Raw genomic sequence first — 13430 nt, forward strand, 5'->3', positions numbered from 1 at the left:
TTTCTATATTTGCAAACTTTTTTTGATATTTAGAGCTCTATTCTTCTCATAGGGGTTATTTATAGCTTTTTGAAGATATTTTTTTGTTTCTTTTTTATCTTCTAATTCATTAAAACTTAAAGCCAATAAGGTGAATTTTTGACCCTCTTCTTTTGAAGCTCTCTTTGTATTAAGTTTTTTTAGTGTTCTTATACTTTTATTATATTCTTGCTCATTAAAATGTATATTTGCTAAAAGTAGTTGATATTTAGCATCTTTACCAAAATCTGAATTTGTAAGTAATTGCTTAACTTTATTTTTTTGTTTTGCATAATTGTAGCAAGAGACTAAAATTTCAAAGTTCTTTTTGTTGTTTACTAAATATCCTTTATTTATTGCTTTTTCAAGAGTTTGGGCAGCTTTTAAATATAATTGGTTTTGAATTAATACATTTACAAAATATAAACTATTTTTTTCTATATTAACTCCACCCCTTTTATATGCTAATTCGAAAGTTGATAAAGCTTTTTTAGGGTTTTTAGTTTCTTGATAAAGAGCTACTAATTGAAGCCAATAGTTTTCATTTTTATGCCAAATAGTAACCATCTGTTTTAGGGTATTAATAGACTCTTTATAGTTTTTTAGTTCAATATATGAAGAATATAATATTTGATAGTAACTTTCTTTTTTCTCATTTTTAATAGATTTTTTTATATAAGAGATACTATTTATATAATCTTTATTGTAAAAACTTGCGTATGCTAGACTTTCATTAACTTCTGTTTGGTTTACAAAGCTACTTTTTAATAAAGGTTTTAAGGTTTGAATTGATAATTTGTAGTTACTTTTTGATAAATAGATTTTTCCCAAAGATAGTTTCATACTATCAAGAGTTTTAGGTTCCAATGCATTTAGTTGGATAATCTCTTTATAGTATTTTATTGCATTTGTATAATTATTTGAATTGATTGCAATATTTGCTAAAGTTTGTAATACAAAAGATTTCTCATATCCATTTAAAGTGTTTTTTAAAAGATTCTGAAGCTTACTTTTTGCTTCTTTATTTTTATTTTGTTCAATTAATTTTTGTGATTCAATTAATATCTTATAACTTTTTTTAGACATACTTTTTGACTCTTTTGTATATAAAAAAGAGAAACACAGTAATAAAGCGATTATCATTTTTATCATTTTGCCAACCTAAAATTAAATTTTATAGATGCATCTTTTTCATCTTTAGAGGGTTTAAATCTCCATTTTTTGATTGCAGTAATTGCACTGTCTTCAAAAAAACCTTGAGGGTTAGAATCTAAAATTTTTACATCAGAAACATTACCATTTTTTGAGATGTGAAATTGTAATTGGACATATCCCTCTTTACTTCTAACCTTTGCTCTTCTTGGATATAAAGGATTCACTCTTGTGATAGTTTGTAAATTATTTGCATCAAACAGTCCACTATCTACAGAGATTTGAGCTCCATTTAATGAAGATATTGCAGAGATATCAATATTTTTTGCAACACTTAAAGGTTTGATTTTTATATTTTTATTTATTTTTGTCATTTTTGTTTTTACAATATCAAGTCTTTTGGGCTCAATTTTTTTTACTGGCTCTTTTGGTTTTATTCTTTTCTCTTTTTGAACTTTTATGTCTTTTTGTTCCCTTAAATAATTAAGAACAATTGGCTTTTCTTTTTTTTCTAGAACTGTATTATCAGCAGCAATCATTTGTTGCATTCCAAAAAAGATTCCAACACTTATACATATTGCAAACCCAAAAGAGTAAAGAAGTCTCATGTTAATTCTTTAAAGTAGATACTGAGATATTTGTAATTCCAGCAAGTCTAACTTGATCCATAACTTTTACTAAGGTTCCTGTTTTTGCCTCTTTGTCTGCTTGAATTACAATACTATTTTGTGAGTTAGTTGCTTTTAGTCTCTCTATATTAGCTCTAACTGCTCTTACATCAACCATTCTTTTATCAATCCAAATCTCATTACTATTTCTTATTGCTATTAATATATTTGCTTCAGTTTTTTGTTGACTTGTTGCGGCACTTGGTCTATTTACTTCAATACCAGCTTCTTTGACAAAAGATGTAGTAACAATAAAAAATATAAGCATAATAAAAACAACATCCAACATTGGAGTTAGATTTATTTCAGAATCTTCATTATTTACTTTTTGTGAGAATCGTCTCATTATATAACCTTTGATATATCAATATTTAGTTTCTCTATTTGGTATTTAATAGACAGCTCAAGTCTTTTTTCAAATAAAATTCCACTAAGAGCTATTACCATTCCAGCCATTGTTGGAATAGTTGCCATGGAAACTCCATTTGCCATAGATTTTACATCACTAGTACCTTGTATCGCCATCACATCAAAAACCTCAATCATCCCTGTAACAGTTCCTAATAAACCAACCAAAGGGCAAACTATAATAAGTGTTTTTATAAAACTAAGCCCAAAATTTAGTTTTTGTTTTGATTCCTCTACAATGAAATTTTTTATTGCTGTTTTAAATTTATCTTCATAAGTTTTTTCTTTAACTTCAAGGAGCATTAACTCTTTGTGTTTTTTATAACCATGATATAAATAGATATATCTATCTAAAATCAAGGTCCAAAGAAAAATAGCAATAATAAATACCACATAAAGTACAACTCCACCTTTTTCAAAGAAAGAGTTGAAATCATCAAAAAATAAATCAAACATCTATTTAATTCTTTCTGCCATCATTCCCATACTTTGCTCTTCTAAAATAGAAACAATAGCTTCTGATTTTGAAGAGATATATGTATATGTAAAAAGTAAAGGAATAGCAGTAACTAGACCTAAAACAGTTGTAATCAATGCAGTTGAAATACCTCCTGCCATAAGTTTTGGATCACCTGTTCCAAATAGAGTGATTGCTTGGAATGTTGCAATCATCCCTGTTACTGTTCCTAATAATCCAAGTAGAGGAGTTACGGCAGATAAAAGCTTTACAAACCCTTGACCTTTTTTTACTTTATTAGTTTCTTGAAGTATTGATTCAGCAAGTTTTAGTTCTAAATCATCGATATCATAGTTTTTATATTTTTTAAATACTCCTATTACTTTTCCTAAAGGATTACTCTCTTTAGGATTAGCTAAATCTTTCATCTGTTTTTTTATCTTTTTAAAGTAGATATTTAACAATACACTTTTATATAAAGCAAAAATAAGACCTATTAAACCAAGAGCAATGATAATATATCCTACTGCTCCACCTTGTTTTATCCTTTGCATTAGGGTTGGTTGGTTATTTAAAAGTTCAAATAAAGTTCCCCTTGTAGGGTCAATAACAAACATATTATTGTCACTACCAAATAAAGAACCATCTAGATCTGGTTGAGTAGAAAGTTCAACTAAAGATTTCATATCATTTGAATATTTTAAATACTCACCATCTGCAACAGCTGCAAATAATCCAACTCTTGTAACCTCTTTAGTAAGTTTTTCTCCATTGTTTAAAATAACAGGAGCTTCATATTTTTCTACATTTCCACTTTTAATTATCTCATCTAACATACCATGCCAAAGAGATTTTAACTCTTCAATATTTGGAAGTCTTTTTGAGTTTGAGAATTTATCAAAAACAGCTTCTGTTTCAGGTTTTTGAGATGCTGTTAGTGAGTTTTGAAAGTTTGTTAAAAAGTCTGCTGAGGTTTGTCTTACACTACCAAACATCTCCCCTAAATCACCGGTTTTTTCTGAAAGAAGAGCCTCTTTTTGACTTAGAATCTCTTCATTCTTATCTAAGGTATTTTTTAGTTGAATACTTTTTTTTGATTCTTTTGCAAGTTCAGCTTTTGCTGCTTTTAAAACTGCTTGTTGCTGTTTTTCATTTTTTATAAACTCTTGAAGTCTTTGCTGTTCCTCTTTTATCTCAACTGCGGCATCTTTTTTTATATCATTTAATAAGTTATCTAAATTAATTGCACAAAGTGAACTAAAAAGAAGTGAAAATAGTATAAATACTTTTAACATCTAGAACTCCTCTTTTGTTTTAAATGGTAATTGTAAAAAGGCAACATTTTCATGTTTTTTTGCTATTTTAATACCTTTTCTAATATTTGATTTTACAGTTGAATTATCAATCTCTTGCCATGTTTTAGAGTTTTTGTTCCAAGTATAATAATCTTTTGCATTTAGTGATTGTTTATATAAAGCGACTCTTCCTATTCTTAAAAAGTTAAAAGTTGTATTATCTGTAGTCTCTTGGTAAGTCTCAATATTTTTTGCGTAGTCATATTCTATTTTAAAAGCTTCTAAAATAATTCTAAACTTTTCAGCTGTTTTTATATCTGCTCTATCTAAAGTTTTTTCAAGATTTTCAATTCTTTGATTTCTTTCATCAAGTAAAAAAGGAGTGTCAAGTGAAACTAGTTTTTTAAGACTTTTAATCATATCACTCATTAGAGGATATATATTTTTTTGTGTTTCTTCTATATCTTTGATTTGTTGTTCAATGTCATTAAGTTCTTTTTCTTGTGAGCTGATGATATTGCTTAATTGCTTATTGTATTTATTAGTACTTTTTATCTGCTCATTAGTGTAACGATACTCTTCAATTAGTCTATTCTGTTTTTCATCATGTTTATCAATTTGATTTTGATATTTGATTAATTTGTTATTTGTATTTTCAATTACATTAATAGATTTTTCAATTTCATTTGAAAAAACAATACTATTAATGAAAATTAAAAGAAAACTGAGTTTTTTTAAATTCATTTAAAACAATCCTTCAAGTTTATATTTTGAGAATTATAATCAATATTAAATAAAAGAAAACTTATTTTTAAGTAAAACATGACAAGAATCATGAAAAGATTATATATTTTTTATACAGTTCATGACTCTTAATATGGATACTTTATCTGTTTTGTTTAAGTTCTTTCATCAATCTATTTGTATTTAAAATACTTATTATAATTGTTGCTATTAGTAGAACAAATGCCAAGATTATTGAGTAAGTTGTAGCTTTACTTGTGGAAATTTCCATATTGGTTCTACTTGGTTGTTTAGCTTCTTTTTTTTGTTCTACTTTTTTAAAGCCATCTTTTGGTGGAATTCCATCTTTGAATACAGTATGTCCTGCTCCCCCATCTAAAACAACTTTGTAGGGAATTTTTGGAATATTTACAGTTAATTCAGAATTATCGTCAAGTCTTTTTTGAAATAAAATTTCATTTGAGTTAACTGCAATAAGTTTTACCATAGCTCCTGCGGCACTTTCTCCTGTATTGAACATACCTACTATTGTTATTGTTCCATCTTCATTATCTATTAAATTAAGAACTATAGAATGGGAAAATAAATATATAGGCAATATTAAAATTAAGATAATTTTTTTTAGTTTTTTCATCATTTAACCTTGATTTTTATTTGGCCAAAAAGTTTTGGCATTTTCTCTATTTTTTGGAAGTAGTATTGATATAAGTATTAGAATAATTCCTAATAAAACTAGTGCAAAATCAACTCCAAATATATTAGTTAATCCAGTATTTATAAGTGTAAAAGGTGTGATTTCTAAATAAATATTATGGAATATCACTGATAATATAAAGATTATTCCTCCTATAAGGAAAAACTCTTTTGCAGCTTGGTAAGAGTTGATTCTATAAAAAGACCAAAATAGGGTAAATAACCAAGTATTATAAAAAATACCTTTTTGCCAAAGAACCCTTTCTTCTAAATTAAAAGGTAAAGTCCACTGAAGGAAAAAAAGCATTGCTGTTGCTGGTATAACCCCAATCATAGATGCTAAAGAGAATTTACCAAGCCAATGGTAAAAGCTAATTTTAGAATCAAATTTTTTAGCTTTTTTTTCAAGCCAAAGCATTGTTCCAAAACCTATTGCTACACAACATAAAAGCATAGAAAAAGCAACTAGTAATCTAGAAAAAATATCAATACCAAATAAAAAATGTAAAAAGAATATTGATTCAGCTATAAAGACTGGCCAAGAGTTATCTAAAACTTTTTTTTCTTCTATCAATTTTGATGTAACAGCACTAAGTGTTATAGAGGGTTGATTAAATATTCCACCATTTAAAAAAGGTTTATATGGATTATAAGCAATTAATTCCACCCTTGCTGTTTTGTCATTCCAATTTATTAGTTTAATTTGTTTGAATTCTAAATCTGGATTAATACTTTTTGCTTTTATTAGTAGTTGGGAAACAGGTTGCATAATAGCTTTTTCACCATCTTTTTTTATGGGCTCTTTTTGGGAAAATAGTATTTTCCCAACTACTGCATCAATAGCTTTAGCCTCACCTTTTGTAAGCATCATTGACATTGGTTGGGCACTTACTAATCCCACATTCATAACAGCTCCACTTAACACAATAAGAATAAAAGGTAAAAATAGCCAAGTAAAAACTTTTACATGGATTTTAGAAAACATAGCCTGTTGATTTCTACCTTTATTATTAAAATTAAATAGATAAATTAGAATCAATCCTGTAATTATAAGAACAAGGGTACCAACAGCAACAAAACCAAAAGAGAGTCTACCAATGAAGTTAAGTGGTGCTCCATAGTGTAGTTCATTTAAAAAGTTTGCTAAATCTGATTTTTCTTTACTCTCTTCTTCAATTTTTTTGCCACTTGAAGGATCAAATACTACAGGTTTTACAAACCTATGGGAAACACTTACAAGTGGGTCACCCATCCTTCCTGGTAGATTTATTAAAGCATTATTTTGGGGGAAAGTAGGGTCTTTAAATGTTTCATTTATAATTGAATTATAGTCTATTTTTGTGATATCAACTTTTTGAACATGTCTTGAAGGTTTTTCCCAAGTTTTGATATAAGGAAGTGTAATAGCGAAAATACCAAAAAAAATTGATATGTACATTATTAAAGAAAAAGTTATACCAGCAGCTACATGGATTCTAAAAAGTCGTTGTTTGAAAACTTGAGATTTTTTCATTTATTTTCCCTTAGTATAAAAAATATAAAAATATTGAAAAGATTATAGAGGGGATTAAAAATCTTAAAAGAGCCTCTAATTTTGTAAAAGACAAACTAATCCAAATAGTAACACCAGCCCAAGCAAGAGTATTAAACATAATAGAAATAATCGCACTTTTTTGAATCTCTGTTGGGATTAAAAAAGCTAATAGTGTCATACCAAGATATGCCACTATTAAGCCTCCAAATATTGAAGTTATAATTCTAAATAATCCTATTTTTGACCCATTTGATTCAGGTGTAGATAAATATTTATAAAGTGAATTCATTTAAGTTCTTCCATTAGAATGAGTAACTAACCGCAAGGGTTGCACTTCTAGGTTCACCTATTTGAACTCTACTTGTTGAAGCAGTTTCTGCATATAATTCATCAGTTATATTTTTAAAGTTAAGATTAACTTTCCAGTTACCTTTTTTATATCCAATCATTGCATTATAAATAATAGATGAATCTAATTTTATATTATTATTTGTATCAGCAAATCTTGTTCCAATATATCTTGCTCCTGCACCTACATAGATATTTTTCAATCCTATCTCTCCTAAATCATATGTTGTAAAGATATTTGCACTATGTTTTGGAACACCTGTCATTTGATTATTATCATTGTCTAAATCTTTTGTTTTTGTATATCCGTATGAACCTATAATTGACCATCCTGGTAATATTTCACCACTTAAATCCATCTCAAAACCTTTACTTTTTTGTTTTCCACTTGAGATATAGTATAAAGTATTTATAGGATCAGCTTGTGCGACATTTTCTTTTTCAATTTGAAATAAAGCAGTTGTAAGTGTAAAATTGTCATTAAAAAGTTTTTGTTTAAGTCCTAACTCAAACCCTTTTCCCTCTTCTGGATCTAAAAGTTCTCCCTCAACATTTATATACGAAGCAGGCTGCAGATTAAATGATTTTGAATAGTTTGCGTATACAGTTGTTTGAGGAGTAATCTTATATACTAAACCAAATTGAGGAGTATATGCTGAAGTATCATATTCATTATATGTGTTTCTTACATTATTTTTATTTTCTGATTTAACTTTGTCATATCTTAAACCCGCACTAAAAATTAAACTATCAGTAATATTTAAATGGTCTTGAATAAATCCACCAAATGTTTTTGTTGTAACATCTGAGTTTACATATTCAAAGGCGTTTGGATGTTGTAACGATGAAGTTAAAGGAAGATAGTTTGGATAATTTGCATTTAGATAATAAGGGATTGAAACATCAAAATCACCAGTTGTTTTAGTTTCAGATTTTTTTGCATCTAATCCTAAGCTTATTCTATTTCTTAATCCAACTAAATAAAACTCTTTATTGATTGTAAATTGTGCATCATGTTCTTCTGAATCAAAATGCTGGGTAGCATAATATCTTAATATCTCATTTGTTGCTTCATTATAGCTACTTACATTATATATTGAATCATTGTCTCTTCCTAAATCAATATATCTATATCTAAAGTTTGAATTCCAAGTATCAAATGTACTTTCTAAATCAAAACCGATAATTTTTTGAGTCTTATCAAATTCTGCATCTGGATTGGAAGTAACTAAATTTTTATCTCCTACTATATCCCCATGGCTATTTACAAAAGTACCATAATCAGAAGGTGTTGTCTCATCAAGATATTCTGCCATCATTGTAATTGTGTGATTATCATTTATATCATAAGCAAGTGATGGAGCAATAAAAACTCTTTTTGTATCGGTATTAAAATCTTTTGTATCTTCTTCATGTAAATATGAAGAGATTAATCTATATCTTAATGAACCATTATCATTGATAGAACCACCTATATCAATCTTTGGACTAAATGATGGGTTTGATTTAACTTCAAGCAGTATTTCACCATGATCTTCTTTTATAGGTTTCTTTTTTACTAAATTAATTAAACCACCTGGCTGCGATTCTCCAAATTGTAAAGAATCAGGACCTTTTAAAACTTCTACTTTTTCAAAATTAAATATTTCAGTATTTGTGATTGCATTATCTAGATTAAAACCATCTCTTAAAATAGGAACCCCAGAAAATCCTCTAATGATATATATATTGTTTCTTCCATTATTATCCCCACTAAATGAAGTATTTGAAGACATAGTAACAATACTTGTTAAGTTTTGTGGTTGGTAGTCAAATAAAAAATCTTCATTAAAAACTTGAATAGATTTTGCAGAATCTTCTAAATCAATATTCGTTCTGTTTATTTCAACTTTTCCTTCGGTTTTATAGTTGCCAACTATTTTTTCTACAATTGTAATATCGTTAAGTTTTTTTGCATTTGAACTCTCTACTTCATCAGCTAAAAGTGAAGTTGTAAGTAGTGCAGAAAGTGTAATTGAAATTGTTTTTCCAAATTTAGATACTTTCATTAATTTCTCTCCTCAAAATTTATTGGGAAGAATATTAACATATATTGATAGTTGTTATCAATATTAAAATATCAAAAATGGGAAATTTTTATCTAAGAAAAGGAAATTATTTATTAAACTTTTTTTTGTAGTTTGTTGGAGTTATTCCATAAAATTTGAAAAATAATTTGCTAAAGTTACCAATGTGTTTATATCCAACTTTTTGTGCAACCTCTTTTACACTGTAATTATCTTTTAAAAACTTTTTTGACATTTCTAGTCTATGTTTCTGCAACATTTCGTGTATAGTCATCCCATAATAGTATTTAAAATCTTTTTTTAAATAACATTCATTTACAGCTGATTTATATGAAATATCTTTTATGGATATAGGTTTGTTATATTCAGTTAATATTATTTGTTTTGCTCTTTCTAAGTAGTCAATTTTTTTTGTATCTAATTTATCTCCTGTATCGACTATATTTTGAAGTTTATTAATTGTATAGTGAATTAAATTTGTAGTTTTAGATTCAAAATATAATTGATTTAACAAATTTTCATCAAGTATTTTTTCTTTGAATGAACTAAGCATTTCAAGTTGTTCCGGGTCTATTTTTGTTCCTTCTAAAAGAGAATAGTTCTTTTCCTTTGCTTCATTCATCTTCTTTTTTAGTAATTCAAAGTTATTTGTTAATTTTAAAAATAGTTCCTCTTTTATCCCTATTGTGAGAGTATTATAGTTGAGATTTTTATTTAGCAACATATGAACAATAAACTCATTAGAAGAAAAACCTATAAAAAATCTATTTCTTCTTAGTATATATTCTTTTTCATCTTTAAATCTGTATGTAATATCTTCTCCTAGATTGAAAATAATTACTGCACCCGCTACATTTGATTCTAATGAAATTATATAATTGTTATTAAGTGTATAGTTATTTGCTGAAGTAGCTATTCCATTACCTAAGTTATGCCAAACTAAAAAACCTTCACCATATTTTGGTTTTATCTCTTCGGTTATAGTTTCTCTAGAAAATGGACTTATTCTTTTTTCAACTAAGTTAGTTAAGTCATAAGAGCTTATATTTAAATCTTCATTCATCGAAAGATTTTACAATCATTAATATAAAAAAACAAAAAATAATAAATATTTTAGAGCTTAAAGAAGTTTGATAGTTGATTTACAAATGATTCTTGTGTGTAGTTGTGTCTTATGAAAGATTCTTTAATATGGGTTGTATAATTTGTTTTATTAATACCTCTAAATTTTTTTAATCGATTTATAATAAAGGTTTCTACTTCATTTGAAGATTTTAAAAAACTTGAAACATAATATTCATTATTGTTAGCATTTAAAAGTACTCTTGCACAATTTGCTCTTTTATGATTTATTAACAAATCTTTTAAAGTATTATTAATAAATTGGTTAAGTTTATTCAAAATTTTATTTTCTTCATTTATAAAATAGATTCTTGAACCATCTTGAATATAAAAAATTGGATTAGAATTGTAGATAAAATATTTAATTGTTAAAGAATCTTCATTTAAGCAAGAAGATAGATATAAGCTATCACTCATATTTTGCTGGTCGATTAGATATGTTCTTATAATTTTATAGTAGCTATTTATTGTTTGTCTACTTAAACCAACTTTTTTAGCAGTTTCTATTGCAGTTAAATCTTCAGCAAAACAATTACAAATCATAAGTAGTTTTTCTTTTTTAAGCTTAGTATTTTTCATATGATTATTTATAAATTCTAATTTTGACATAAATTAGTATATTAAAAAAAAATGTGAAAAAAATGTGCATAAATATAGTTCATACAGATATTATTTTTTACTTGTCTTGATAGAAGTAGTAATAAAGATTTTGTAAGATAAGTTCGGAAATAATTGCATTAATAGATTTTGATAACTAGTATCAATAAAGGAGAATTATGACTAAATCTAAAAAAATGTTCGCAATATCAGTTTTTACTGCATTGGCATTGTATGCTAATGCTTATGCAGATGAAACAAAAGAAAAATCTGAGAAAAATTCATTAGGAAGTGTAGAAGTACTTGCAACTGAATCACAAGAGGAATCGTATACTGTTGCTTCAATGAATACATCAACAAAACTTGACTTATCTTTAAGAGATACACCTCAATCTGTAAGTGTTTTTACTAAACAAAAACTTGATGACTTAGGTATTACATCTTATGATGAGATGTTAAAAAGAGTGACAGGAGTTACATTAAATAGATGGGATGAGAGATTAAATTCAAGTGCCAGAGGTTTTGTAATTGATTATTTCAAAATTGATGGGATGCCAAGTTATTCAAGCTACAATGCAAGAGATATTGATCTTTCTATGTATGAAAGAGTTGAAGTTGTAAGGGGAGCAAATGGTTTAACTACAGGTGCTGGAAACCCTTCTATGAGTATTAATCTTGTTAGAAAAAGAGCAGATAGTAAAGAGTTAAAAGGGGATGTTTCACTTAAAGCTGGATCATGGAACTCTTATAGTGTAAGTGCTGATGTAAGCTCAAAATTAAATGAGAGTGGTAGTGTAAGAGGAAGAGTTGTAGTAAAACATGAAGATGCTGACTCTTATATGGATAATTATAAAAGAACAAATGATATTTTTTATGGGGTAATAGATGCTGATTTAACTGATTCAACATATTTATCATTGGGAGCAGCTTACCAAAAACTTGATAGAGATGGAGTTAGATGGGGTGGATTACCTGCTTTTTATAGTGATGGAACTAGAGCAAACTTTGATAGAGCAAAAACAGTTTCAGATGATTGGACTCATTGGAATGTTAAAACAAAATCTATTTTTGCAAATCTAGAGCAAACTTTATATAAAGATATTGATTTAAATGTTGCTTATTCTTATGACAAAATAGATTCAGATACTGCATTATTGTATTTTGCAGGAGCTGTAAATAGATTTGATGGTAGCGGTATAAACTACATGGATTGGAAAGCTGATCAACAAAATGAAGTTCATAATTTAGATGTAAATGTTGATATCCCTTTCGAAATTGGTGGTTTATCACAACAAATTATTGTTGGGGCTTCATATAACTTAGATAAAACTACAAAATATGATGGAATTTATCCAAATGGCTATTATTCGGTATTACCAAATTTTTATGCATATAAAACAATACTTCCTTTAGCTTCTGCTTCTGATATTCCATATATTGTAGAACCTGAAGAGATAGAACAAAAAGGTATATATTTAACTGGAAAATTTTCTTTACTTGAAGATTTAAAACTTATTACTGGTGCTAGAGTTTCTTATTGGGAATATACTAGTGATAATCCAGCTAATGAAACAAGAAAATTTACAAATGAAATTACACCATATGTAGGTTTAGTTTATGACTTAAATGAAAATCATTCGATTTATACTAGTTATACAAGTATTTTCCAACCACAAGATGATAAAGATAGTAGTGGGTCTTACTTAAATCCAATTGAGGGGAAAAGTTATGAAGCTGGTTTAAAAAGTGAATTCTTAGGTGGAAAAATAAATACATCATTATCAATTTTTAGAATTGAACAAGATAATGTAGCACAAGATGATCCAAGTGGAGTTTTTGTACCAGGTACAACTACAATTGCAAGTATTGAAGCTGAGGGTGTTACAAGTAAAGGTGTAGAACTTGATATTACAGGTCAGGTTACTGATAATTTTACAATTGATTTTGGGATTTCAAACTTTGAAGCAAAAGATGCAAATGGGGACAAATATGATACTAAAGCATCTAGAACTACAGCAAATATTTTTGCAAAATATGTAATAAACAACTTTACTATAGGTGCTGGGGCAAACTACAAAAGTAAATATTATACAGGAAGTGGTTTAACAAAAATCACTCAAGATGCATATACTATTGCTAATATGATGCTTGCATACAAAATAAATAAAAATACAAATCTACAGTTAAATATAGATAACTTATTTGACAAAGAATATTATGAAGGGATTGGAAACAATTCTATGGTATATGGTACTCCTAGAAGTGCTATGTTAACACTTAAATATTCATTTTAAAAAGAAAAGAGATTTCTCTTTTCTTTAATAAATA

13 protein-coding genes are annotated in these 13430 nt (G+C 27.3%); 1 reads left to right on the forward strand and 12 read right to left on the reverse strand.

Features of this window, described 5'->3' with window-relative positions; genetic code table 11:
* Nucleotides 1-3: 3 nt before the first annotated feature.
* The 12 genes from ACKU3H_RS06020 to ACKU3H_RS06075 all read right to left on the reverse strand — a co-directional run bounded on the left by ACKU3H_RS06020 (nucleotide 4) and on the right by ACKU3H_RS06075 (nucleotide 11114).
* Entirely contained in the window at nucleotides 4-1170 is a 1167-nt protein-coding gene (locus ACKU3H_RS06020; RefSeq protein WP_320036073.1) for a hypothetical protein, read from the reverse strand.
* Nucleotides 1167-1778: a TonB family protein gene (locus ACKU3H_RS06025; RefSeq protein ID WP_320036074.1), complete on the reverse strand. Its 612-nt coding sequence runs from the start codon at nucleotides 1776-1778 to the stop codon at nucleotides 1167-1169. The genes ACKU3H_RS06020 and ACKU3H_RS06025 overlap by 4 nt, the downstream gene beginning before the upstream one ends.
* A 1-nt stretch (nucleotide 1779) precedes the next feature.
* Nucleotides 1780-2184, reverse strand: coding sequence for a biopolymer transporter ExbD (locus ACKU3H_RS06030; protein WP_320036075.1), 405 nt, complete (start codon nucleotides 2182-2184; stop codon nucleotides 1780-1782).
* On the reverse strand, nucleotides 2184-2702 hold the full coding sequence (locus ACKU3H_RS06035) for a MotA/TolQ/ExbB proton channel family protein (protein ID WP_320036076.1): 519 nt from the start codon (nucleotides 2700-2702) through the stop codon (nucleotides 2184-2186). The genes ACKU3H_RS06030 and ACKU3H_RS06035 overlap by 1 nt, the downstream gene beginning before the upstream one ends.
* Nucleotides 2703-3998: a MotA/TolQ/ExbB proton channel family protein gene (locus tag ACKU3H_RS06040; RefSeq protein ID WP_320036077.1), complete on the reverse strand. Its 1296-nt coding sequence runs from the start codon at nucleotides 3996-3998 to the stop codon at nucleotides 2703-2705.
* A complete protein-coding gene (locus tag ACKU3H_RS06045; RefSeq protein ID WP_320036078.1) occupies nucleotides 3999-4742 on the reverse strand; it encodes a DUF3450 domain-containing protein in 744 nt (247 codons plus the stop codon). It abuts the gene before it with no gap.
* A gap of 142 nt (nucleotides 4743-4884) precedes the next feature.
* Nucleotides 4885-5376: a hypothetical protein gene (locus ACKU3H_RS06050; protein ID WP_320036079.1), complete on the reverse strand. Its 492-nt coding sequence runs from the start codon at nucleotides 5374-5376 to the stop codon at nucleotides 4885-4887.
* Nucleotides 5377-5379: 3 nt separating this feature from the next.
* Complete coding sequence (locus tag ACKU3H_RS06055) at nucleotides 5380-6948, reverse strand: PepSY-associated TM helix domain-containing protein (protein WP_320036080.1); 1569 nt, start codon at nucleotides 6946-6948, stop codon at nucleotides 5380-5382.
* Nucleotides 6949-6958: 10 nt separating this feature from the next.
* Nucleotides 6959-7258 carry a hypothetical protein gene (locus tag ACKU3H_RS06060; RefSeq protein WP_320036081.1) on the reverse strand — a complete coding sequence of 100 codons (300 nt, stop codon included), beginning with the start codon at nucleotides 7256-7258 and terminating at the stop codon, nucleotides 6959-6961.
* Between the two features lie 13 nt (nucleotides 7259-7271).
* Nucleotides 7272-9365, reverse strand: coding sequence for a TonB-dependent receptor (locus ACKU3H_RS06065; protein WP_320036082.1), 2094 nt, complete (start codon nucleotides 9363-9365; stop codon nucleotides 7272-7274).
* Nucleotides 9366-9471: 106 nt separating this feature from the next.
* On the reverse strand, nucleotides 9472-10446 hold the full coding sequence (locus ACKU3H_RS06070) for an AraC family transcriptional regulator (RefSeq protein ID WP_320036083.1): 975 nt from the start codon (nucleotides 10444-10446) through the stop codon (nucleotides 9472-9474).
* Between the two features lie 50 nt (nucleotides 10447-10496).
* Nucleotides 10497-11114 (reverse strand): hypothetical protein, encoded by a 618-nt coding sequence (locus ACKU3H_RS06075; RefSeq protein ID WP_320036084.1) that lies wholly within the window; start codon nucleotides 11112-11114, stop codon nucleotides 10497-10499.
* A 167-nt stretch (nucleotides 11115-11281) separates the two neighbouring features.
* Between ACKU3H_RS06075 and ACKU3H_RS06080 the strand changes: the two genes are divergently transcribed.
* Nucleotides 11282-13396, forward strand: a complete 2115-nt coding sequence (locus ACKU3H_RS06080) for a TonB-dependent siderophore receptor (protein WP_320036085.1) — start codon at nucleotides 11282-11284, stop codon at nucleotides 13394-13396.
* Nucleotides 13397-13430: the final 34 nt, after the last annotated feature.

It is taken from the genome of Halarcobacter sp., from assembly GCF_963675975.1.
Classification (GTDB): Bacteria; Campylobacterota; Campylobacteria; order Campylobacterales; family Arcobacteraceae; genus Halarcobacter.